General features: G+C 63.5%; 23 protein-coding genes. 9 read left to right on the top strand and 14 right to left on the bottom strand.

What is annotated here, in order from left to right; translation table 11 throughout:
• The first annotated feature begins 22 nt into the window (after positions 1-22).
• The 9 genes from radA to rfbC all read left to right on the top strand — a co-directional run bounded on the left by radA (position 23) and on the right by rfbC (position 7616).
• A complete protein-coding gene (gene radA, locus AC1Q9M_RS16835; protein ID WP_492434705.1) occupies positions 23-1399 on the top strand; it encodes a DNA repair protein RadA in 1377 nt (458 codons plus the stop codon).
• A 60-nt stretch (positions 1400-1459) separates the two neighbouring features.
• Positions 1460-1894 carry a glycerate kinase gene (locus AC1Q9M_RS16830; RefSeq protein ID WP_492434703.1) on the top strand — a complete coding sequence of 145 codons (435 nt, stop codon included), beginning with the start codon at positions 1460-1462 and terminating at the stop codon, positions 1892-1894.
• A 52-nt stretch (positions 1895-1946) separates the two neighbouring features.
• Positions 1947-2897: a branched-chain amino acid transaminase gene (locus AC1Q9M_RS16825; RefSeq protein WP_291116073.1), complete on the top strand. Its 951-nt coding sequence runs from the start codon at positions 1947-1949 to the stop codon at positions 2895-2897.
• Between the two features lie 10 nt (positions 2898-2907).
• Entirely contained in the window at positions 2908-3114 is a 207-nt protein-coding gene (locus AC1Q9M_RS16820) for a zinc-finger domain-containing protein (RefSeq protein ID WP_382322817.1), read from the top strand.
• A gap of 108 nt (positions 3115-3222) precedes the next feature.
• Complete coding sequence (rfbB, locus tag AC1Q9M_RS16815; protein ID WP_492434701.1) at positions 3223-4296, top strand: dTDP-glucose 4,6-dehydratase; 1074 nt, start codon at positions 3223-3225, stop codon at positions 4294-4296.
• Between the two features lie 80 nt (positions 4297-4376).
• Positions 4377-5231: a Wzz/FepE/Etk N-terminal domain-containing protein gene (locus tag AC1Q9M_RS16810; RefSeq protein WP_492434699.1), complete on the top strand. Its 855-nt coding sequence runs from the start codon at positions 4377-4379 to the stop codon at positions 5229-5231.
• A gap of 14 nt (positions 5232-5245) precedes the next feature.
• Entirely contained in the window at positions 5246-6160 is a 915-nt protein-coding gene (gene rfbD / locus AC1Q9M_RS16805) for a dTDP-4-dehydrorhamnose reductase (RefSeq protein ID WP_492434697.1), read from the top strand.
• Positions 6157-7056 (top strand): glucose-1-phosphate thymidylyltransferase RfbA, encoded by a 900-nt coding sequence (gene rfbA, locus AC1Q9M_RS16800; protein WP_492434695.1) that lies wholly within the window; start codon positions 6157-6159, stop codon positions 7054-7056. Before rfbD ends, rfbA begins: the two co-directional genes overlap by 4 nt.
• A gap of 2 nt (positions 7057-7058) precedes the next feature.
• The gene (rfbC, locus tag AC1Q9M_RS16795; RefSeq protein ID WP_492434747.1) at positions 7059-7616 is read left to right on the top strand and encodes a dTDP-4-dehydrorhamnose 3,5-epimerase; all 558 of its coding nucleotides are present in this window, start codon (positions 7059-7061) and stop codon (positions 7614-7616) included.
• On the opposite strand, the gene AC1Q9M_RS16790 is transcribed toward rfbC, so the two are convergent.
• From AC1Q9M_RS16790 to AC1Q9M_RS16725, 14 genes are all read right to left on the bottom strand, one after another.
• The gene (locus AC1Q9M_RS16790; protein WP_492434693.1) at positions 7596-8261 is read right to left on the bottom strand and encodes a CatB-related O-acetyltransferase; all 666 of its coding nucleotides are present in this window, start codon (positions 8259-8261) and stop codon (positions 7596-7598) included. The genes rfbC and AC1Q9M_RS16790 overlap by 21 nt on opposite strands.
• Before the next feature lie 11 nt (positions 8262-8272).
• Complete coding sequence (locus AC1Q9M_RS16785) at positions 8273-9544, bottom strand: hypothetical protein (RefSeq protein WP_492434691.1); 1272 nt, start codon at positions 9542-9544, stop codon at positions 8273-8275.
• 35 nt (positions 9545-9579) lie between these two features.
• Positions 9580-10869: a hypothetical protein gene (locus tag AC1Q9M_RS16780; RefSeq protein WP_492434689.1), complete on the bottom strand. Its 1290-nt coding sequence runs from the start codon at positions 10867-10869 to the stop codon at positions 9580-9582.
• The gene (locus AC1Q9M_RS16775) at positions 10866-12128 is read right to left on the bottom strand and encodes a lipopolysaccharide biosynthesis protein (protein ID WP_492434687.1); all 1263 of its coding nucleotides are present in this window, start codon (positions 12126-12128) and stop codon (positions 10866-10868) included. The genes AC1Q9M_RS16780 and AC1Q9M_RS16775 overlap by 4 nt, the downstream gene beginning before the upstream one ends.
• Complete coding sequence (hisH, locus tag AC1Q9M_RS16770) at positions 12125-12781, bottom strand: imidazole glycerol phosphate synthase subunit HisH (protein WP_492434685.1); 657 nt, start codon at positions 12779-12781, stop codon at positions 12125-12127. Before hisH ends, AC1Q9M_RS16775 begins: the two co-directional genes overlap by 4 nt.
• Positions 12781-13545 (bottom strand): imidazole glycerol phosphate synthase subunit HisF, encoded by a 765-nt coding sequence (gene hisF, locus AC1Q9M_RS16765; RefSeq protein WP_492434683.1) that lies wholly within the window; start codon positions 13543-13545, stop codon positions 12781-12783. The genes hisH and hisF overlap by 1 nt, the downstream gene beginning before the upstream one ends.
• 4 nt (positions 13546-13549) lie before the next feature.
• Positions 13550-14299, bottom strand: a complete 750-nt coding sequence (locus AC1Q9M_RS16760; RefSeq protein ID WP_492434681.1) for an acylneuraminate cytidylyltransferase family protein — start codon at positions 14297-14299, stop codon at positions 13550-13552.
• A gap of 32 nt (positions 14300-14331) precedes the next feature.
• Complete coding sequence (locus tag AC1Q9M_RS16755) at positions 14332-15624, bottom strand: N-acetyl sugar amidotransferase (RefSeq protein ID WP_492434679.1); 1293 nt, start codon at positions 15622-15624, stop codon at positions 14332-14334.
• Between the two features lie 79 nt (positions 15625-15703).
• Positions 15704-16759, bottom strand: coding sequence for a nucleotidyltransferase family protein (locus AC1Q9M_RS16750; RefSeq protein ID WP_492434677.1), 1056 nt, complete (start codon positions 16757-16759; stop codon positions 15704-15706).
• Between the two features lie 17 nt (positions 16760-16776).
• Entirely contained in the window at positions 16777-17442 is a 666-nt protein-coding gene (locus tag AC1Q9M_RS16745; RefSeq protein WP_492434674.1) for an acetyltransferase, read from the bottom strand.
• Entirely contained in the window at positions 17439-18518 is a 1080-nt protein-coding gene (gene neuB, locus AC1Q9M_RS16740) for an N-acetylneuraminate synthase (RefSeq protein ID WP_492434672.1), read from the bottom strand. The genes AC1Q9M_RS16745 and neuB overlap by 4 nt, the downstream gene beginning before the upstream one ends.
• Positions 18515-19678 carry a UDP-N-acetylglucosamine 2-epimerase gene (neuC, locus tag AC1Q9M_RS16735; protein ID WP_492434670.1) on the bottom strand — a complete coding sequence of 388 codons (1164 nt, stop codon included), beginning with the start codon at positions 19676-19678 and terminating at the stop codon, positions 18515-18517. Before neuC ends, neuB begins: the two co-directional genes overlap by 4 nt.
• Entirely contained in the window at positions 19675-20826 is a 1152-nt protein-coding gene (locus tag AC1Q9M_RS16730) for a LegC family aminotransferase (protein ID WP_492434668.1), read from the bottom strand. The genes neuC and AC1Q9M_RS16730 overlap by 4 nt, the downstream gene beginning before the upstream one ends.
• A gap of 5 nt (positions 20827-20831) precedes the next feature.
• Positions 20832-21812, bottom strand: a complete 981-nt coding sequence (locus AC1Q9M_RS16725; RefSeq protein ID WP_492434666.1) for an NAD-dependent 4,6-dehydratase LegB — start codon at positions 21810-21812, stop codon at positions 20832-20834.
• Positions 21813-22070: the final 258 nt, after the last annotated feature.

Raw genomic sequence — 22070 nt, 5'->3', positions numbered from 1 at the left:
TCGACTATATTTGCCCGGCACCATGGCCAAAGACAAAACCCAATACATCTGCAACGAATGCGGCGGCACCAGCCCCAAGTGGCTGGGCAAATGCCCGCACTGCAACGCCTGGAACACCCTGGTCGAATCGGTCGCGGAATCGACCGCCCCGGCCAAGAACCGCTTCGCTTCGCTGGCGAAGACGGCCGAGGTCACCACCCTGGCCGACATCGAGGCCACCGACGTGCAGCGCACGCCCACCGGCCACGACGAGCTGGACCGCGTGCTGGGCGGCGGCATCGTGGAGGGTGGCGTGGTGCTGATCGGCGGCGACCCGGGCATCGGCAAGTCCACGCTGCTGCTGCAGGCGCTGGACTCGCTGCAGCGCACCGGCCTGAAGACGCTCTACGTGACCGGCGAGGAAAGCGGCGCCCAGGTGGCCCTGCGTTCGCGCCGGCTCGGGCTGGACGGCTCGCAGGTCAGCGTGCTGGCCGAGATCCAGCTCGAGAAGATCCTGGCCACGCTGGACGCAACGCGGCCCGCCATCGCGGTGATCGACTCGATCCAGACCGTGTACTCCGAGCAGCTCACCTCGGCCCCGGGCTCGGTGGCGCAGGTGCGCGAGTGCGCGGCCCACCTCACGCGCGCGGCCAAGGCCAGCGGCACGGCCATCGTGCTGGTCGGCCACGTGACCAAGGAAGGCGCCCTCGCCGGCCCGCGCGTGCTCGAGCACATGGTGGACACGGTGCTGTATTTCGAAGGCGACACCCACAGCAGCTTCCGCCTGATCCGCGCGATCAAGAACCGCTTCGGCGCGGTGAACGAGATCGGCGTGTTCGCGATGACGGAAAAAGGCCTCAAGGGCGTGAGCAACCCGAGCGCGATCTTTCTCTCGCAGCATTCCGAGCCGGTGCCCGGCAGCTGCGTGATGGTGACGCTGGAGGGCACGCGGCCCATGCTGGTGGAGATCCAGGCACTGGTGGACAGCGGCGGCCCCAGCCCCCGGCGCCTCTCGGTCGGCCTGGACCGCGACCGCTTGGCCATGCTGCTGGCGGTGCTGCACCGCCACGCGGGCGTGGCCTGCATGGACCAGGACGTGTTCGTCAACGCGGTCGGCGGCGTGCGCATCAGCGAGCCGGCGGCCGACCTGGCGGTGATGCTGGCCATCACCTCCAGTCTGCGCGGCAAACCGCTGCCCAAGGGCTTCCTGGCCTTCGGCGAGGTGGGCCTGGCGGGCGAGGTGCGCCCCGCGCCACGCGGCCAGGACCGGCTCAAGGAAGCCGCCAAGCTGGGTTTCAGCGTGGCCGTGGTGCCCAAGGCCAACCTGCCGCGCAAGAACGACAAGGCCTTCGAGGGCCTCACGGTGCACGGCGTGGACCGGATCGAGGAAGCCATGGAACTGGCGCGCAGCCTGGCCTGAGCCGGGCCCTCCGTACTTGCCGCAAACGGCCCGCCCCGGCCAGCAACGACAATCCCCTTTATGCGATTCCAGAAACTGCTTTACCTCGCGGCCGGCCTGGGCCTGCTGTATTTGTCGCACCGCACCTACGGCTGGCCCGGGGTGGCCGCCGTCGGCGGCGGCCTGACCATGTGGCTGCTGCTGCACTTCACCCGCCTCATGACGGTGCTCAAGCGCGCGTCCGACCGCCCCATCGGCTACGTGGACAGCGCGGTGATGCTCAACGCCAAGCTCAAGCCCGGCGTCACCCTGATGCACGTGATAGCCATGACCCGCTCGCTGGGCGAGCGGTTGTCCGAAGAAAGTGTGCAACCCGAGGTCTACCGCTGGCGCGACAACGGCGACTCGACCGTGACGGCGGAATTCCTCAACGGCAAGCTGCAGGGCTGGAAGCTGCACCGCCCCGCCACGGATGAGGCCCCGGCGGCACCGGAGGGTGGCAGCCCGACACCGTAAAATCATGGGTTTGGCAGCCGGACTGCCCCACGAACAACCCAAGGACCCCCACATGAGCCCCATCGTTCCCTCGATGTCCGACCGCGACGGCAAGATCTGGATGGACGGCCAGATGGTGGATTGGCGCGACGCCAAGATCCACGTGCTGACCCACACCCTGCACTACGGCTGTGGCGCCTTCGAGGGCGTGCGCGCCTACAACACCCAGGGTGGCACCGCGATCTTCCGGCTCGAGGAACACACCGAGCGCCTGTTCAACAGCGCCAAGATCCTGCGCATGAAGATCCCGTTCACGCAGGACGAGGTGAACGAGGCCCAGAAGGCCGTGGTGCGCGAGAACAAGCTCGAGAGCTGCTACCTGCGCCCGCTGACCTGGATCGGCGACAAGAAGCTGGGCGTGTCGCCCAAGGGCAACACCATCCACCTGATGGTCGCGGCCTGGGCCTGGGGCGCCTACCTGGGCGACGAAGGCCTCAAGCGCGGCATCCGCGTGAAGACCAGCAGCTACACCCGCCACCACGTCAACATCACCATGACGCAGGCCAAGGCGGTGAGCAACTACAGCAACTCCATCCTGGCCAACATGGAGGCCACCGACGAGGGCTACGACGAGGCCCTGCTGCTGGACTCCAGCGGCTTCGTGAGCGAAGGCGCCGGCGAAAACATCTTCGTGGTGAAAAACGGCGTGATCTACACGCCCGACCTCTCGGCCGGCGCGCTCAACGGCATCACCCGCAACACGGTGTTCCACATCGCCAAGGACCTGGGCCTGGAGATCGTGCAGAAGCGCATCACCCGCGACGAGGTCTACATCGCCGACGAGGCCTTCTTCACCGGCACCGCGGCCGAAGTCACCCCGATTCGCGAACTCGACCGCATCGAGCTGGGCAAGGGCGACTACGTGGGCAGCCGCGGCCCCATCACCGAGAAGATCCAGAGCGCGTTCTTCGACATCGTCAACGGCCGCAACCCCAAGTACGCCCACTGGCTGGCCAAGGTCTGAGGAACACGCCATGAGCAAAGCAGCCGTCGAACTCAAGGCCTCCGACCTCAACGCCCATGGAGGCGTGTTCTGCCCCAGCCCGCTGGCCGACATGAAGCTGTGGAACAGCCACCCCAAGGTCTACCTGGACGTGGCCGTCACGGGCGAGGCGAAGTGCCCCTACTGCGGCACGGTGTACCGCCTGAAGGCGGGCGAGACCGTTTCACACGGTCACTAAACGAACACGGCGGCCGCCCGGAAGCCCCGGGAGACCGAAGATAATGCGGTGGGCCAGGCACCCTTGACGGGCGCTTGAAGACCAACCCCCAAGGGACAGGGACAACCGATGATTCTGGTCACTGGTGGCGCCGGCTTCATCGGCGCCAACTTCGTGCTCGACTGGCTGGCGCTCCACGATGAGCCGGTCATCAACCTCGACAAGCTCACCTATGCCGGCAACCTGGAAACCCTGGCCAGCCTGCAGGGCGACGCACGCCACGTGTTCGTCCAGGGTGACATCGGTGACCACGCCCTGCTGACCCGCCTGCTGGCCGACCACCGGCCGCGCGCCGTGATCCACTTCGCTGCCGAGAGCCATGTGGACCGCTCCATCCACGGCGCGGAAGACTTCATCCAGACCAATGTGGTGGGCACGTTCCGCCTGCTCGAAGCGGTGCGTGCCCATTGGAGCGGCCTGCCCGAGGCCGACCGGTCGGCCTTCCGTTTCCTGCACGTGAGCACCGACGAGGTGTATGGCAGCCTGGCGCCCGGCGCGCCCGCCTTCACCGAAACCCACGCCTATGAACCCAACAGCCCCTACTCGGCCAGCAAGGCCGCCAGCGACCACCTGGTGCGCGCCTGGCACCACACGCACGGCCTGCCGGTGCTGACCACGAACTGCAGCAACAACTACGGGCCCTTTCACTTCCCCGAAAAGCTGATCCCGCTGATGATCGTGAACGCGCTGGCGGGCAAGCCCCTGCCGGTGTACGGCGACGGCCTGCAGGTGCGCGACTGGCTGTATGTGAAAGACCACTGCAGCGCGATCCGCCGCGTGCTCGACGCCGGCACGCCGGGCCAGACCTACAACGTGGGTGGCTGGAACGAGAAGCCCAACATCGAGATCGTGCACACCATCTGCGCCCTGCTCGACGAACTGCGCCCTCGCGCCGGCGGTGGCTCGTACACCGCGCAGATCACGCACGTGAAGGACCGCCCCGGGCACGACCGCCGCTATGCCATCGACGCGCGCAAACTGGAAGCGGAACTCGGCTGGAAGCCCGCTGAGACTTTCGAGACCGGCATCCGCAAGACCGTGCAGTGGTACCTGGACCACGCCGACTGGGTGGCGCACGTGCAGAGCGGGGCTTATCGGCAGTGGGTGCAGACGCAATATGGCGCAGCGGCCACGCCAAGCTGAGCCGGTTCGTCGCAGAATTGACGCCCGCCCCCCATCCACAACAACAACTCCGAACCACGCAGCATCCCGCAATGAACCGTGTGAACACCCCCATTCAGCCCCCCGACAGAGATTCCATCGATCTGGCCGACATTCTTCTGACGCTTGCCGAAAACGCGAGGTTGCTGGTGATTGGCCCCATCGTGGTGGGAGCCCTGGCGTTTGGACTGGCGCATCTGTTGCCGCAGAAGTTCGAGAGCACCGCCATTCTGAAAGCCGAACCTGCCGTTGCCACCTACATGACCTCGGCGTCAGTGCTGGACTCTGCGCTGCGCAAACTGGGTTATTTGAAGGATTTGGACGAAGACGAAGCCGAGGATGCTCGCATTCGATTGATGGGTCGGGTGTCCGCCCAGGCGGGCAGAAATGACCAGATGATCACGCTGAGGGTCACGGGAACATCGCCCGAAGCTGCTCAGCGCATGGCCAGTGAAATCCTCAATCAGACGTTCGAAGGCTCCAAACCCCGGGAGAACGAACTCAAGCGGCTCACGGCTGAAAAGGACATCCTCTCCCAGCAGGTGGTGGAACTGGTAGCCACCAGCAAGGCGGCTCAAAGGATCCTGGAAAAGGGCACCGCAACGGACAACCTGGGCTCGGTAGCGGCATCGATTGCCGCCATTTCGAGCAACCTGATCCGGGTTCAGGAGGGCATTCACAAGGTGGAGCAAAAAATGACGGGCCTGACCTCGGATGATCTGATCCAGTCACCAACCCTCCCCAGAAAGCCTTACGCGCCCCGCAAGCCACTGGTGGCGGTGCTTGCCCTCCTGGCCTCGGGCCTGTTTCTGCTGATTTTCGTCTTCATTCGGCAGAGCTGGAGAACGTCTCCGTCCATGGACCAGCATGCAGCGCGCTTGAACGCCATCAAGCGCAAGTACCGACTCGGGCGATAGCACCCAACAGGGCCATGGGAACCGTTCTTCTGCTGGGAGCCCATGGCCAGGTGGGCTGGGAACTGCAACGCAGCCTGGCTCCATTGGGGGACGTGGTGGCGCTCGGTCGTCACGGCCGCGAAGGCCTCTGTGGCGATCTTCTGGACTTGGAAGGTCTGCGCCAATCCATCGATGCACTGCGCCCCACCATCATCGTCAACGCCGCAGCCTACACAGCCGTGGACAAGGCCGAGCAGGAGCCCGAATTCGCCCACGCCGTCAATGCACGCGCACCGGGTGTGTTGGCCGCAGCGGCACAGGAGGTCGGCGCGTTGCTGGTGCACTTTTCCACCGACTATGTGTTCGATGGCAGCGGCCAGACGCCCTGGACCGAAAACGCGCCTGCCCAGCCGCTGAGCACCTATGGGCAAACGAAACTGGAGGGCGAGCAGTGCATCCGGGCGAACTGCGAACGCCATCTGATCTTCCGCACCAGTTGGGTCCACTCCGCGCGTGGCAACAATTTCGCCAAGACCATGCTGCGCCTGGCCCAGGAACGCGAGCAACTGCGGGTCATTGACGATCAAATCGGTGCGCCCACTGGGGCCGAGTTGATCGCCGACGTAACCGCTCACGCGGTCCGGCAAGCCTTGCAGGACACCCAGCTCACGGGCCTCTACCATCTAGCCGCAGCGGGGGAAGTGTCCTGGCACGGTTATGCCCGCTTCGTGCTGGACACCGCACGCGAACTTCAACCCACGCTCGCCCTGCGCGTGCGGGAGATGGTGCCGATTCCCACCAGCGCCTATCCCACACCCGCACGCCGCCCGCTCAATTCGCGCCTGGACACGAGCCACTTGCGCCGAACTTTCGGTCTGAGCTTGCCCCCCTGGCAGGCGGGTGTCCGACGTATGCTCGCGCAAACCCTCGCACCCACGACCCACCCATGAATCAGCAGCGCAAAGGCATCATCCTCGCCGGTGGATCCGGCACCCGCCTGCACCCGGCCACGTTGGCACTCAGCAAGCAATTGCTGCCGGTGTACGACAAACCGATGATCTACTACCCGTTGACCACACTGATGCTGGCAGGGATCCGTGAGGTTCTGGTCATCAGCACACCACAGGACATCCCCCGCTTTCAACAGCTGCTTGGCGATGGCCAGGCATGGGGCATGAGCCTGCAGTACGCCGTCCAGCCGCGCCCTGAAGGATTGGCACAGGCGTTCGTCATCGGTGCTGCCTTCCTTGGGAACAGCCCCAGTGCACTGGTGCTGGGCGACAACATCTTCTATGGCCATGACTTCGGCTCACTGCTGAAGAAAGCCCATGAACAAGCGGAGGGGGCCACTGTCTTCGCCTACCACGTGAATGACCCCGAGCGGTACGGCGTGGTCGCTTTCGATGCCGAGGGCCGGGCCCGGAGCATCGAAGAAAAACCGGCAAAGCCCCAAAGCAACTACGCCGTCACCGGCCTGTATTTCTATGATGCCCAGGTCGTGGAGATCGCCCGAGCGGTCACCCCCAGCGCCCGGGGAGAGCTGGAAATCACCGCCGTGAACCAGGCCTACCTCGAACGCGGCAAGCTCAATGTGCAGATCATGCAACGGGGGTACGCATGGCTCGACACAGGTACGCACGACAGCCTGCTGGAGGCGGGGCAGTTCATCGCCACCCTGGAACACCGCCAGGGTCTCAAGATCGCCTGCCCGGAAGAAATCGCCTGGCGAGCGGGCTGGATCGACGACGCGCAACTGCATCGCCTGGCCACCTCGCTGCAAAAGAGTGGTTATGGACACTACCTGGGCAGGCTCCTCAGCGACCGGGTGTTCGGGGGCCGCGCATGAGCCTGAAGGTCACGACCACTGACATCGACGGCGTGTTGTTGCTGGAACCACGGGTGTTCGGCGACGAGCGGGGCTTCTTCCTGGAGAGCTTCAACCAAGGCGCATTCAACGCGGCCACTGGCCAGGACGTGCAATTCGTTCAGGACAATCATTCGCGAAGCGGCAGGGGCGTGTTGCGCGGCCTGCACCACCAGCTGCCGCCACAGGCGCAAGGAAAGCTGGTTCGCGTGGTGCACGGCAGCGTGTTCGATGTCGCCGTCGACATCCGCCGAGGCTCTCCCACCCACGGCCGCTGGGTCGGCGTGGAGCTCAGCGCCGACAACCATCGGCAATTGTGGATTCCGCCTGGCCTGGCCCACGGGTTCCTGGTCGTCAGCGAGTCTGCCGACTTTCTCTACAAGACAACGGCTTACTACGCGCCCGCCCAGGAAAGATCCATTGCCTGGAACGACCCGGATCTGGCCATTGCATGGCCGGATCTGGGGCAGGATTTCATCATTTCCGACAAGGACCGGGCCGCACCGACAATGCGCCAGCGATCAGGCAACATCGACGGCTGAAGGCGCTGGCCGCTTCTCGGCGGCTTCGAGAAACGCCGGCACGTCGTTGGAGAGGTGCCCGAGCGAACGCAGCGCCTCTTCCGGCCATGCCCACCACCGGGTCGCCTCGAGCCGTCGTACCGTGTCCTCATCAAAACGGTAGCGCAGCACCCGCGCTGGGTTGCCGGCCACAATGGCATACGGCGGCACGGATCTGGTCACGATCGCTCCCGCGCCGATCACGGCGCCATTGCCCACCTGCACCCCGGGCAATACGATGGCCGAATGCCCGATCCACACATCGTGGCCGATCACGACCCGCTTCACCGACTCGCGCGTGTGCTCGGAAAACTTGGCCTTCACGCTGTCGCGTCCAGCATAGAACACGGGCGACATACCCACCCATTCCATCGGATGGCGACCGCCCCCGATCACGACGCGGTTGGCGATGGAGCTGAAGCCTCCGATGTCGGCATGCTGGATATCGCAGTCGTAGCCGCAGAAACTGTGGCGATCCATCGTGGCGTGATAGAAAAGCGTGCCGGACTCGAGTTTTGAGGTCGGATGGACCGACCCCGACTGGACAGCCCGGAACCTCAGCTTCTTGAGCAGCTTGTAGAGCAACCGTTCCACCTTCACGACGCCCTGCGACCACGGATTCGCCATCGGGTGCCTCCCTACGAAGAAGAAGCCGTGGCCGACAGGCGCACGGGCTGTTGGGCCGTCGATTCAAACAGGGGGCGGTCCAGCAGCCAGATGTAGGTGGCCACCATCCAGAAAAAGTAGTTCGTCACGATAGCGCCCGACTGCGAAAGCCCCAGCAACGGAAAGGAAAGAATCGCCATGATCTTCAATCGCTGGTTGGAGGTATTCTGCCGCCCGAACATCCTCATCCAGGCCCAGCACAAGGCCCAGGCATACCAGATCAGGACAGGGTAGCCGAAGTCCACGACGAACTGCAGAATGGCATTGTGAGGACTTTCCGCGCCACCGAGACGGTACTCGGGCAGCGAAAGCACGAGCCAGGAACCTCCAGCACCCAGGCCGAGCCCCCCGGAACGAAAATACTCCATCAGGACAAAGATGGTCGCGTCCGTCCGGTTGCTGATAGACCCCCACATCTCGGAGGAAGCCTCGAGCGAAAAGATCCGACCCAGGGGGGCGAACACAAGATCGTCCAGGGTGTAGAACTCGTTGGAGAAGCTGAGTGGCACGTCCCTCACGGCATGCAGCAGCAGCGCGCCGGCGATGGCCAGCAGGGAAAAGAAAGCGGCCCAGACAAACCTCGGCACCCGCGTCCTTCGCACCACGCCGAACATCACGAACACGGGCAGGGACACCAACACGAACGACATCAAAGCCGCCTTGGAATCGTTGATGTACAGGATCAGAACCACGAAGCCCACCATCGCGATGCGCAGCCACGGCGACCAGCGTTCCCTCACGAGCGCAAACCAGCCCATCATGCACAGCACCACCGCCAGATCGTTCTGGTTCCAGAAGAAGGCGCGCACCGAGCCATCGCCGCTCTCGTCCAGGTACAGATTCGGATAGAAGTTGCCCCACGCCATCTCGACCAGCAGATTGGCCACCACAAACCCGAAGAACACCACGATGAAGCGTTCGAACCGCCACTCGAATCTATCGTCGATCTTGCGCAGGAAAATCACCAGGGCGACCAGGTTGAAGATGTAGAAGAAATGAACGAGCGACGGATAGAGCTGCGAGAAGTCAGCGCGGTATGCCGATGCCAGGGCATAGGAGTGAACCGCAAAAAGGACGAACGCGGCGATGACCATGCCCGCCAACCTGGGCGCCATCAGGATCACCAACAACAACCCGACGGGCGCCATCAGGCGGTAGAGCGTCCAGGGGTTGCCCAATTCAGGTCGCAGCACGGCATTGCCGATACCCGCCAGCAGCACCATATAAATGAATACGCGCATCATGGTTGTGAAGGTTCGTTGGGCTGATGCAGGGCGCTTCAAGGCATGGCTTCGCTCGCCCGGTCCCCGAGGAAGCAGACCAGCCCGTCGAGATTCAGAATCGTCTCGTCCGCGTCGAAGGCGATTTCAGGATGGATGCGCTCGCCCCGGATGAGCAGCTTGCGCCCCTTGAAGGTGGGGTCTATCTGGCTGGTGGAAAAGAAGGAGCCATAGACCGTGCCCGGCAAGCCGTTCACGTCCTCCAGACGCGCCAGCGCGACGAAGCCGCGCGGCGCCCCCTGCTTGTCGCTGTTGGGATGGCGGCGATAGAGCAGGGTCACCCGCGGGTCATTCGCATAGGCATCGGCCAGGCGTTGGACCACGGTGGCCTCGTTGCTGGCGATGATGTCGCTGATGCCGACAAACACCTGGCTGAGAAAGACGAAGCGGACACCGGGCACCGGTGTGCCGTCCTGGCTCGGCGCTTCGACCGGCCGCTGCGCAGATGTCTTGTCATTCAGGCGGCGCAGGCGGTACTCACAGGGACGCGTTGCCAGGTAGTACTGCTGCTGGCGCAGCGTCAGCACATCGAAGGTCTGGTAGGCGTGTGCGGGGTAGTACTTTCCCACGCCGTGCGCGCTGTTGACCACCTTCACGGGATAGCGCGCAAGCATGCGGCAGAAATCCAGGCTACCGATATCGAATTCATCGGACAGCTGCACCAGGCGCACACCCAGGCCGACGATGCCCTGGGCATGCCGCAACTGGGCCCGCGACTCCAGCCTGAGCAGGGACATCATGTCGCGACGCACCAGCAGCCGCCACACATCCCCCGGCAGGTAGGGGTTGCCATCCAGCTTGAACCTGCGGCCCGTGTGGCGGAGCTGCCGGAGGTAACGCAACTGCCTGCGCAGGTTCAGGGGGAAGGGGTGAATGCCACGAAGGACGCCCGGCTCATCGGGGTCGAATACCAGTTCGATGTCATCCACGTATCCTTTCCGGTAGATCCGGATATCGCCACGGCGAATGCCCCCGTTGGCCAGGAGGCCCAACCAATGAAAGAGCCAATGGGCCGACACCTTGAGAAGGGCCTGCACGACCTGCCGAGGGCTCAGCCTCTGGGCCAGCACGTCTTCCAGGGACTCGGGCAGCGGCAGCCGATCCTCCAGATACCCAGCGGAATCCGCATGAAAGCGTGCGGCCTCGCCCTCATAGAACGTGGAAGCGTAGCGATAGGACCAGTTGATTCGACGATGGAACCGGTAGCGAGACTCCGCAAAGCCGCGGCAGGCTTGAATCAGACGGTGCGCGAAGACCGAGGACTCGCGCAACAAGGGGATTTCGGTCATTTCTTGATGCTTCCCGCAAGACGCCAGGGCATGGGCACGGCCCGTGACGCCACCAGCCAGACCAAAAGAAACATGATGAGGTTGTTGATGAGGAAAGAGGCTCCGGCACCCTGCAAACCGTAGGCTCGCGTCAAGGCGAAAGATACCAGCACGCCGCCCACCGCGGTTGCCCCCGTCACCATGGAAAGGCGACCGGTCCGCTCCACGAAGAACAGGTAGTTGACCTGGGTGTAATACATGCCCTGGCACACGAACCCGGCGACCATCCAGGGAATCAGCGTCCTGGCGTCGGCGTACTCGGGCGCGACCAGATGATCAAAGAGAAGGTGGGCGGCGAGCGCCAGAAGCGCGCCACACACCACCAGCAGCAGGAAGATCTGGTAGGTCCGTCGGACGATCATTCGGCGGACCCCTTCATCGTTGCGGGCGAGCTGCTGGAACAGCCAGGGGGCCAGCGCCTTGTTCAAAGGTTCGATCAAAGCAATCATCGCCATACCGAACTGCATTGCCACCATATAGATGCCCAGGCGCTCCGTTCCCAACATCGAGGTGACCACCAGACGATCCATGTAGGTGATGGCAGTGCCCGCCACGATGTGCGGCACCAACGGGCCGCCGAAGCGCAGCATGTCGCGAACCCACGCCCTTTCAACCCTCGCGCCCACCCTTCCCTGCGCAGCGCAGTACGCCCATCCCATCAGGGCACTGGCCGCAAGGGCAATGGTGTAGGAATAGGTGCGCGCGCTGGCATCGGCGGCGACCAGGAACAACAAGGCCAGGCACAGGCCCAGTTCGATCGACCCCTGCAACACCCGGGATTGAAGGTAGCGCCAGGGCTGGGAAGAGGACTGGAAGATCGCCAGAAAGACGAAGTTCAGATTGAGAAACAGAGCGGCCACGACCGCCAGGAGCACCTCAGGCAGCGACAGCCCGAGCGAGCGCTCGAGCAAGGGATGGGCAAGGCCGACCACCGCGAACGCCGCCACATGCAGCACACCCAGCGTGCCAATGACACTGGACACGGCGGTCTTGAATCGGTCCGCCGCGGTCTTGAAGAACCTGACGGCCACGAATCCATGGGCGCTCAAACCCACGAGATTGCCCAGCAGCGCGGCCAGGATCAAGAAGGAAGTCACCTCGCCGAACTGGGTCGGCGTGAGCTGCTTGGTCAGCAGCGGCAACAGCAAAAAGGGCGTGACGCCGGCCACCGCGAACGCGCAGGCATAGATGACCAACGCCCGGCGCACGGGTTGCGTCATACGCCGTTGTTCTGCTGAAGGAATGCCCTCATGATGGCCATGCCGGCCTCGCCGCTCTTCTCGGGATGGAACTGCAAGCCCGTGATGTTGTCCTTGCGGATGGCTGCGGTGATGCGGTGGCCGGCGAAGCCGTAGCTGGCCAGCAGGTGATGCGGATCACGAGGCACCACGTGGTAGGAGTGCACCAGATAAACCGCGCGCTCCCCCAGGTCTGCCAGACAGCTCCCGGCATGGGCTTGCGGATCCGGATATTGAAGTTGCGCCCATCCGATGAAAGGCACCTTCAGGGCATCGCCATTCACGGCGGTCCTGGGAATGGCCGCGACGTCGCCAGGAATCAGGTCGAGCCCGGGATGGTGGCCGAATTCATCGCTGGCCGTGGCCAGCATCTGCATGCCGAGGCAGATGCCGAGCAGAGGCTTGCCCGATCGGGCAAAGGCCAGCAAGGGCTCGACCAAGCCTCGCTCCTGCAGGCCTCTCATGCCGTCCTGGAAAGCCCCCACGCCGGGCAGGATCACACGATCGGCACGGGCCAGATCGGCCGGATCGCCGCTGATGAGGATGTCCTCACCGCCATTGACTTCCACCGCGCGCTGCACGCTGTAGAGATTGCCGACACCGTAGTCGATCACCATGATGCGGTTGCTGCTCATCACGCCTCCCTCACGGGGATGTCGAGTTCCCCGGCCATGGTCCTTAGATCGGCAAGCGTCGCCCGCCCATAGTGCAAGGCATCGGCAAACGCCACCGCATCGGCACCCGCCTGCACGACTTCACCCAAATGGGACTTCTGCCCATATCCGCCACTGGCGATCACCGGCACGTCGACGGCCTGCGAGACCGCCTCCACCAGCTGGTTGTCAAACCCCTTTCGCGTCCCCTCGCAATCGATGGAGGTCAAGAGAATCTCACCCGCCCCCAGCTCCACGCCCCGGCGGGCCCAATCGACGGCACTCAAGCCCGTCTTCTCGCGGCCACAATCGGTGTACACCTCCCATTGGCCGGCCGACTGCCGTTTCGCCTCGATGGACAGCACCATGCATTGGGAGCCAAAACGACGCGCCACCTCCTGGATGAGCTCCGGGCGCTTGACTGCCGCCGTATTGATGGCCACCTTGTCCGCGCCAGCGCGCAGCAAATCCCGCACATCGTCGATGCTGCGAATGCCACCACCCACGGTCATGGGCACGAAGACATCGTGCGCCGTGCGGCGCACGATGTCGGTGAGTTTGGAACGACCGTAAAGGCTGGCGACGATGTCCATGTAGATCAGTTCGTCGGCACCTTGTTCGTAGTAGCGGCGCGCATACGCCTGCGGATCGCCGATCACCCGAAGGCCTTCAAGGTGAACGCCCTTGATCAGGTTCTCTCCCTTGACGTCGAGTCGGGCGATCAGCCGAATCAGTTTTTTGTCCATCGGTTCAATTGCTCAAAGATTGACTGCTGCCATGAGGAGAAGCGCCGGTGATGGTGGCATCCTCCACTTGGCGGCGAAAGGCCTGAAAATCGTCGGCCGTGTCGATGTCGATGGAGCGGTCACGTGGCATCTGGTAGCCCACCGTTCCCTCCCCCACAAAGCTGCCCTGAGCCAGCAGCCAGTCCACGCGCGCCAGGTAAATGGCGCCATTGAGGGCATGGACCACGGGCAGGTCCTGGCGCCGGCTGACACCTTCCGGTGGAGAGATCAGACCAACCAGCTGGTCATTGTCTCCGACACGGTACATCCAGTAAGGCGACTGCTCGACCTCCGAGACCGACACACAGCTGGGCGCCTGGCGCGACTGCATGAGGTCGAACGCGGCATCGATGTCCGCGCCGGTGCGCAGGGGCGAGGTCGGCTGAAGCAAGGCGACATGCTCGTATCCGGGCAACGCTGCCAAGGCGTGGCGCACCACGTCCATGGAGGAGGCCTGATCCGTGGCGAACTCGGCGGGCCGCTTGAACGGGACCTCGCATCCCCACGTCCGGGCAACCTCCATGATCTCCTCGTCATCGGAAGAGAGCACGACCCGATCCACCGCACGGGCGGCCCGGGCCGCCGCAATCGTCCAGGCGATCAACGGGCGCCCGCCGGCCATCAGGACGTTCTTGCGGGGCAGGCCTTTGGAGCCGCCACGCGCCACGACGAGCGCGAGCAAACGGTGGCCGGAAGAAGATGCAGAAGTGCTCATGGGAGGCCGCGACCGTCACGCCGCATCCAATCTCATTCCGGTTTGAAACGAAGCGCCCATTCTCCATCCACCACCTGCCACAGGTGAGGCGAGCGGAAACGATCGCAGGTCGCCAGGAATTCCTCGCGCGTCATGCCGATGTACTCCAGGAACTCCTTCTCGTACCGCAACGGGTACTCGCCCTCGTAACGGTTCATCAGCGCGATACCTTCTTCCTTGGTGATGTGATGGTTGCGGATCTCCTGAGCCGAATCCATCATCGCGCGCCCGACACCGAACTTGATCCAACGGGTGTAATAGAAGAAGCCGTCGACCTTGTCATCCAGGCTGTTGTACTTGGAGTACGTGCCTTCGGTGCGCACCGGATTGGCCTCGAAGCCGGTGTTTTCGACGGCATAGTAATACGCCTCCTGAGGCACCCATTTCTTGTAATAGCCCAGGTACTTGAAGTCGATGCTCTTGCGGCGCAACACGTCGGGATCCATGGGCAGGTAGCTCATCAGGTCCACCAGGGGGGTGCCTTCATCCAGGTACGCGCCGATCTGCTTGCCGCCGAGGAACACGTCGCGGATGTCCGTGCTGCCCAGGTAGTCCAGCGAATAGCCTTCGCTCTCCACCTTGCTGTCACTGGCCGCGTAGGACGAGGTCTTGTGCGACACCTGCTCGCCGTACTCGCCGGGCATTTCACCGTAAAAGATGAGGGGGATGTTCAGCCTGGCCGCCATCTTCGCCACGAAGGTCTTCTGCCCGAGGATGAAGGGCTGGAACGGATGCAGCAAGTTGATGGTGGCGTTGCGTGTCAGCAGACGGTGCGTCTTGCCATTGGGCGTGTAGAGAAAATTGTCGAAACCACCCACGTGCAACCAGTTCTGGAAGTTCTTCCAGCCGATGTCGGTGTACAGGTGCGGCGCCCAGGTCACCGTCAGCGGATTCATGCCGTACTTGTACTTCAGCAGGTGGGACTGCATCGCGCTGTCCTTGCCGCCACTGCCCCCCACGATGCAGTCGTAGCTGCCGTCGCTCTTGCGGTACTGGTTGCACAGTTCGATCAGTTCTTGCTCACGCTCGGCCCAATCGATCTCGCCGGTCTCCTTGAGGGCGTTGAAATTGCAAGCGTGGCACACCCCATGTTCGTCAAATGCCAGTGTCGTCTTCTTCGAGTCCTTGTTGTGCGCGTACTCGTTGCTCGACATGGGTTGCTGGTTGGAGATGTTGCACTTCTTGCAAAAATGCACGTAGCGCGGCAACGCGTACAAGACCTCGAGTTCTTCCTGAGGCTTGTCGAAGCGAGAGAGGTCAACGGAACTGCTGGGGCCGATTTTCATGTGATTGCCTTCGGGGGTTCGATCTGAGAGTCAGAAGTGGGTTGCCGTGGATGGGCTTGATGGTGCGTGAGGCAGCGCGTCAGGACTGCTGTTTCCTGGCCAGCGCGAGGTCATCGATGCGACCGACATCCAGCCAGGGTTCGTGCATCGGGTAGACGATGGTACGGCCTTGGCGATCCTGCACTCGCGTGAACAGCGTGGGCATGTCGCAGTGCTCGGCCTGCTCGAGCACATCCAGTGCTTCGGGGTCGAGCACGTAGATGCCGGCATTGATGTGGTTGCGGTAGATCGGCTTTTCTTCGAAGCCGACGATCTCCACGCCATCGGTCTTGACCACGCCGAACGGGTTCTGCAGTTCGTGCTGGCGCACCGCCATCGTCGCGGTAGCGTGGTGGCGGGCGTGAAACTCGAGAATCTCACCGTAGTGCACATCGGTCAGCACGTCACCATTGGTGACAATGAAGGGGTGCTGCGGCCTGCGGGACATCAAACTCAAGGCCCCTGCGGTCCCCAAGGGCGTCTCCTCCCTGAGGTACTCGATGCTCACACCCCATCGACGGCCGTCACCGAAATACGCCTCGACCATTTCGCCGAGGTAGTGGATGGCCAGGATGAAATTGACGAATCCATCGCTCTTGGCCCGTTCGATGATGTGGGCCAGCATGGGCTTGCCCCCCACCTCCAACATGGGTTTGGGGCAGTTCTCGGTGTGCGGCCGCAGCCGCGTTCCCTTGCCACCGGCCATGATCACCATCGTGTTCTCGCGTGCGGACGGCGCCAGGATTTCGTCCCACAGATGCAAGCCCACGACGCGGCGCTCCGCATCCACCACCGGAAGCTGGTGAATCCGGTTCGCCTGCATGAGCTGCAGCACCATGTCCCGCCCCATCTCCGGCGGCGATACCAACGGATTGACGTAGGCAATGTCGACGACACGGTCGTCCAGACTCAGTTCTTTCAACAGGGCGCGGCGGATGTCGCCATCGGTGACGGTACCGAGCAAGCGCCCTTCATCGGATACCACCAGCGCAATTTGAAGGCCGGAATCGTCCAGGCACTTGATGGCCTGGCGCATCGTGGCATCCTCTGCCAGCAGCGCCTTGCGCCAGCCTTCCGTTTCGTGATGGATGGTCATGTTGAAAACAAGTGGGTTCAGGAGCGTGGCCTTGCGCGAGCGCCCGCGCCCAGAACGACGGCGCCGGCTTCGACGCTGCGCACGCACGTGGTACCGGCGCCAACGATGGCCTCGGCCCCCACGCGCAGGCCCTGGATGATAGTGGCGCCCGCGCCGATGTATGCCCCGTGGGCGACGCTCACGCCTCCGCAGAGCGTGGCACCCGGGGCAATGTGCACATGGGCCTCGACCCTGCAATCGTGATCCACGCTGGCACGGGTGTTGATGGTGGTGTTGGCGCCGATGGTGCAGTCAGGCTGAATGACGGCCCCAGCCATCACCTGCACCCCATCGGCCAAGTCCACGCTGGCGTCCACCCAGGAAAAGGGGTGAACCAGCGCGGGAAAAACGAAACCCATCTCACGATGCCGTTCATACAGCCGGCGCCGGGCATCCCGGCCGGGCAGAGGGCCGATGGCATTGACCAGGGCATGGCTCTGCGGATTCATGGCTTCCAGCGCCTCATCTCCGCCCAGGACGGGTATCCCGCACCACATGCCGACCCGCTCCCTCTGCAGTGCGGGATCGCAGACGCCGACCACGACGTGCCCCGCGGCACGGGCCAGCCCGAGCAGGACCTTGGCATGCCCCCCTGCACCCAGCAAGACCAATGGCAACGCCGCCGCGTGACCCGATGCGCTCATGGTTCGATCGCCTCACCCGCGGCATACCCTCGGGTGGCCGCCTGACCGACCAGCTCCCAGAGCCCGGAAGCGAGCCGCCCTCCACCGCATCGAGCCGTGCCAAGGTCATCGCGCGCGAACACCGCGCCCGCCGGGATCGCCCGCGCGGCCACCACCTGCTGGCGCGCGGCGCGGCGCGTGTCCCATTCACTGGCCTGAGGCGCCTTGGTGCCATCGCCCAACGCCAGCGAGAGCGCTCGAATCTCCCGCACCATCTGACTCAATTGCGCCGGCTCCAGCGACGCTTGGTGATCCGGACCGGGCAGGGTCCGATCCAGCGTGAAGTGCTTTTCGATCAAACGTGCGCCCCGGGCCACGGCTGCCACGGGAATCAGAATGCCCTCCGTGTGATCCGAGTACCCGACGGGCAGATGAAAGGCCTCAGCCAGGGTATCCATGGCGCGGAGATTGACCTCCAACATCGGGGTGGGGTACTGCGAAGTGCAATGCAGCAAGGTCACGCGGGACTGCAGGCTCTGCCGCCAGGCCGGCTGGCTCCAGCCGCGCCAGACCTCGTCCATGTCGCGCGGCTCGTCGGCGGCATTGAAAGCGTGCGCCACCACCGCAAGCCCCTGCTCGACCTCGGACAGCGTGGCCATGCCCGTGGAAATCACGAGCGGCTTGCCGGTGCGCGCAAAACGCCAGAGCAAGGGCGCGTTGGTCAGTTCCCCTGAAGGCACCTTGAACAGAGGCATGCCGAGCTCAACGAGAAAATCAAGGCTGTCGGGATCGAAGGCGGTGGACAGGAACTCGATGCCGCTGGCGCGGGCATGGGCCTGAAGTTCCGCATGCCACTCGCGCGACAACTCGAGCTTGCGCAGCATGTCCAGCTGACTTTCCTGCTGATCCGTGACGTTCTTCTGGTACGCGGCCTTGGGTGCCGATTGCGCGGCCAGTTTGGTGGCATCGAAGGTCTGGAACTTGACCGCGTCGGCCCCGGCCTGCGCTGCGGCATCCACCAACGCAAAGGCCAGATCGCGCTGGCCGTTGTGGTTCACACCCGCTTCAGCAATGACGTACACAGGACTGGCGTTCATGAGGGCTCCTTCAGGTCCACGAACCGCTTTCCAATGCCGAAGTCGTGACGCTCCAGCTCCCGCACGATCTGGGGGGCAGCCTGACCTTGCCCATACGGATGGGTGGAGAGGTCAATCTGCCTGATGAACGCCGGGTCGATGACCCGAGCGACCGCTTGCCGGATCGCGCCGCCATCGGGCAAGCACGTCAACACCGAGTTCGCGGACAAACGGCCGCGCTGACGGATGCCGATGTTCACCGTCGGCACGCCGAACGCGGGCGCTTCGATGATGCCGCTGGAGGAGTTCCCGATCATCGCAGCGGCACCTCGCAGGGCCCCCAGATAACGCCGGAATCCAAGGGAGGGCGTGGCCAGCACGCGGCCCGGGTGGTTGCGTGCGTACGCCTCCAGCAAGGGGATGATGGCCCGGCCTCCGTTGTCGGCATTGGGGTAGGTCAACAACACCTGATGCTCTGGGAACCCATCCAGGGCCTCCAGCATGGCGTTCGTGGTCCGAACAGGATCTTCGTCGCCCAGCGTCACCGGGTGGTAGGTCACCAGGAAATAGGGCTTTCGCAAGGCAAAACCCAGGCTGGCGGAGAGGGCCTCGAAATCCATGGGCGTCTCGTGCATGAGGTGGTCCAGGCCCAGGGCTCCCACATCGAACACCGTCTCCGGCGGCTCCCCCATCTGCATCACCCGCTGGCGGTGCGCCTCGCACGATGTGAAATGCAGGCTGGCCATCTTGGTGATGGCATGGCGAAAGGCGTCGTCGTACGCCCCTTCCGTGATCTCGCCCCCATGCAGATGCACCACGGGTATGCGCATCACCAGCGCCGCCTGTGCCACCGCGAGGGCCTCAAAGCGATCCCCCAGCACCACCAGCACGTCGGGGCGCAGCCGGTCCAAGGCATCGGCGAATCCGATCAGGCCCACACCCATGGACTTCACCACGCCCACCGCGGAGTCCGACGAAAGCAGCATTTCGACCTTGGCATCGATCGGGAAACCATCCGCCTCGATCTGCTTCCAGGTGGCGCCAAACTCGGGCGACAGATGCATGGCGCTCACGATCGTCTGCAGCGTCAGCAGTTCGCTGGCCGCAATGCCCTTCATCAACCAGTACAGCAAGCCATATTCAGCGCGGGTACCGGTGAACACGGCGACCTTGCGACTCATGCCGGCATCTCCGGCAACACACTGCTGGGCAAATTGACCACCCTGGCCTCCAGCCATTCGGCATGGGTCAGATCACCCTTGCGGCATTGCTGGTACATGGGCAGGTGGTTCATGAGCGCCCAGACCGGGCGCGTCATCACGCCATTCTCGTTGGTCGCCTTGAGCAAGGCATTGCGATGATCGCGGTCCTCGCAGAGGACCACATTGAGCCAGTAGTTGGAGCGGCAATGCTCGGGCTCGGTGAAGAACGCGAAGCTCGATCCCTTGAGCTGTTCTTCATAGCGGCGCGCCAGCTCGCGCTTGCGTTCGATGAACGCCTCCAGCTGTTCCAGCTGCGCACATCCAAGCGCCGCGTTCAGGTTGGGCAAGCGGTAGTTGAAACCCAGCTCGTCATGGACATACTCATAGGAGTGCGGCCGTTTCGCGGTGGTGGTGATGTGTTTCGCGCGTGCGCCCAGGACTTCGTCCGCCAACACCATGCCGCCGCCGCCGGTGGTCAGGATCTTGTTGCCATTGAAACTCAAGGTACCGAGTTGGCCGAAGGTTCCTGTGTGCCGGCCCTTGTAGAAACTGCCCAGCGATTCCGCCGCGTCCTCCACCAGGATCAGCCCCCAACGCGAACACACCTCGACCAGGCCATCCAGATCAGCAGGGTGCCCGAAGGTGTGCATCGGCAGACAGGCACGGATCACCTTGTCGTCCTGGCGCGTGCGGCACAGGCCATCGGCACCAACCTGGGCGTGCTCGCCCAGCCAGGCGTCCATGGCAGCAGGCGACAGCCCCATCGTGTGGCGATCCACATCAATGAAAACAGGTTCAGCCATGCAATAGGCAATGGCGTTGCAAGTCGCCACGAAGGTCAGCGGCTGCGTGATCACCAGCTCGCCTGGCAACACCCCGGCAAGTCGCAAGGCCGCGTGAAGGGCGGCGGTGCCATTGACGGCAGCGATCGCTCGAGGGCTTCCCGTGTAAGCCGCCATGTCGCGCTCGAAGCGGTCCACGAACGCACCCACGCTCGACACGAAGGTCGAGTCGATCGTCTCCATCACGTATTCCTTTTCACGCCCTCCAAAAACCGGCGCGTGCAGCGGAATGAACTCGTTGGTGCGGTACTGCTCCCGCACGAAGCGGATCAAGGGGTCAAACATGCGGGTCAGATGTTGTAGATGTCGGCCTTGTACTTGGCCAGATTTTTCGGCTGCACGAACCAGTCCACGGTGGCCTTCAACCCCTCGCGGATGCTGTAGGCAGGCTCGTAGCCCGTCAAAGCCTTGATCTTCGTGTTGTCACACCACAGGCGGAACACCTCGGACTTCTCGGGGCGCATGCGTTGACTGTCGGTCAGAAACTCCACTTCGCTGTTCATCAGCTCGCGGATGAGGTGAAGCGTGTCCTCGACGGTAATCTCGTGGTTCGAACCGATGTTGACCGTTTCGCCAATGGTCGCGTCGGACCCGGCCAGGGCCAGGAAACCTCGGCAGGTGTCTTCCACATAATTGAAATCGCGCGTCGGCGTCACGTCCCCGAGCTTGATCTGCTTCATGCCGCTTGCGATTTGGCTGATGATGGTCGGGATAACAGCACGGGCCGACTGCCGCGGCCCGTAGGTGTTGAAAGGACGGGCAATTGTCAAGGGCAGATCGAACGCATTGAAAAAGCTCATCGCCATGGCATCGGCGCCGATCTTCGAGGCGCTGTAGGGCGATTGAGGCTGGACTGGATGCTTCTCGTCGATTGGAACGTACTGGGCCGTGCCGTACACCTCGCTCGTCGAGGTGTGGATGACGCGGCTCACGCCGTTCTCCAGTGCCGCCTGGCAGATGTTGAGCGTGCCCTTGATATTGGTGTCCACGTAGCTGTCAGGCGCAACGTAGGAATACGGGATCGCGATCAGCGCCGCAAGGTGGAATACCGTGTCCACGCCTTTGGTAATGTGCTTGCAATAGTGCGGATCGCGCACGTCTCCACTGACAATCTCGATCGATTGCCGGCAATCCACATCCTCCAGCCAGCCCCAGTAATTGAAAGAGTTGTATTGGGACAGCGCCCGGACCTCAAAGCCTTGCTTTACCAGCATTTCCGTCAGGTGCGACCCAATGAATCCATCCGCACCGGTCACGAGAACTTGTTTCATCTTTTACGAATTACCTTATTTCAAGATTGGTGTTCGGTATCCGCTGCGCCGAACCCGGTGACGGTCGACAGACGTCCGAAATCCATGCCGATCGGTGTGTGATGCGACGACCGTGCACGTTCTCAGGGAGGGCGTTGATAGGGCGTGAGCATCGAAGTCCCGCCCTTGTCGGGAGCTGGTGCTGCACGGCCAGCGCCACCCTAGATTCTAGGCGGACTTCAGGCGTCCCTACCGCCCGGACCTGCCGACCTGGCGGCG

The organism is Hydrogenophaga sp. GW823-FHT04C09 (assembly GCF_058796355.1).
This window is presented reverse-complemented; position numbering and strand designations above follow the sequence as displayed.

Coding starts and splice junctions, on each gene's coding strand:
- neuB (WP_492434672.1), bottom strand. CDS start 18,518: ATGAACGCCAGTCCTGTGTACGTCATTGCTGAAGCGGGTGTGAACCAC.
- AC1Q9M_RS16730 (WP_492434668.1), bottom strand. CDS start 20,826: ATGTTTGACCCCTTGATCCGCTTCGTGCGGGAGCAGTACCGCACCAAC.
- rfbD (WP_492434697.1), top strand. CDS start 5,246: ATGGGAACCGTTCTTCTGCTGGGAGCCCATGGCCAGGTGGGCTGGGAA.
- AC1Q9M_RS16790 (WP_492434693.1), bottom strand. CDS start 8,261: ATGGCGAATCCGTGGTCGCAGGGCGTCGTGAAGGTGGAACGGTTGCTC.
- hisF (WP_492434683.1), bottom strand. CDS start 13,545: ATGGACAAAAAACTGATTCGGCTGATCGCCCGACTCGACGTCAAGGGA.
- rfbA (WP_492434695.1), top strand. CDS start 6,157: ATGAATCAGCAGCGCAAAGGCATCATCCTCGCCGGTGGATCCGGCACC.
- AC1Q9M_RS16780 (WP_492434689.1), bottom strand. CDS start 10,869: ATGACCGAAATCCCCTTGTTGCGCGAGTCCTCGGTCTTCGCGCACCGT.
- rfbB (WP_492434701.1), top strand. CDS start 3,223: ATGATTCTGGTCACTGGTGGCGCCGGCTTCATCGGCGCCAACTTCGTG.
- AC1Q9M_RS16820 (WP_382322817.1), top strand. CDS start 2,908: ATGAGCAAAGCAGCCGTCGAACTCAAGGCCTCCGACCTCAACGCCCAT.
- AC1Q9M_RS16760 (WP_492434681.1), bottom strand. CDS start 14,299: ATGAGCACTTCTGCATCTTCTTCCGGCCACCGTTTGCTCGCGCTCGTC.
- AC1Q9M_RS16825 (WP_291116073.1), top strand. CDS start 1,947: ATGAGCCCCATCGTTCCCTCGATGTCCGACCGCGACGGCAAGATCTGG.
- neuC (WP_492434670.1), bottom strand. CDS start 19,678: ATGAGTCGCAAGGTCGCCGTGTTCACCGGTACCCGCGCTGAATATGGC.
- AC1Q9M_RS16775 (WP_492434687.1), bottom strand. CDS start 12,128: ATGACGCAACCCGTGCGCCGGGCGTTGGTCATCTATGCCTGCGCGTTC.
- hisH (WP_492434685.1), bottom strand. CDS start 12,781: ATGAGCAGCAACCGCATCATGGTGATCGACTACGGTGTCGGCAATCTC.
- AC1Q9M_RS16745 (WP_492434674.1), bottom strand. CDS start 17,442: ATGAGCGCATCGGGTCACGCGGCGGCGTTGCCATTGGTCTTGCTGGGT.
- radA (WP_492434705.1), top strand. CDS start 23: ATGGCCAAAGACAAAACCCAATACATCTGCAACGAATGCGGCGGCACC.
- AC1Q9M_RS16755 (WP_492434679.1), bottom strand. CDS start 15,624: ATGAAAATCGGCCCCAGCAGTTCCGTTGACCTCTCTCGCTTCGACAAG.
- AC1Q9M_RS16750 (WP_492434677.1), bottom strand. CDS start 16,759: ATGACCATCCATCACGAAACGGAAGGCTGGCGCAAGGCGCTGCTGGCA.
- AC1Q9M_RS16785 (WP_492434691.1), bottom strand. CDS start 9,544: ATGATGCGCGTATTCATTTATATGGTGCTGCTGGCGGGTATCGGCAAT.
- AC1Q9M_RS16725 (WP_492434666.1), bottom strand. CDS start 21,812: ATGAAACAAGTTCTCGTGACCGGTGCGGATGGATTCATTGGGTCGCAC.
- AC1Q9M_RS16830 (WP_492434703.1), top strand. CDS start 1,460: ATGCGATTCCAGAAACTGCTTTACCTCGCGGCCGGCCTGGGCCTGCTG.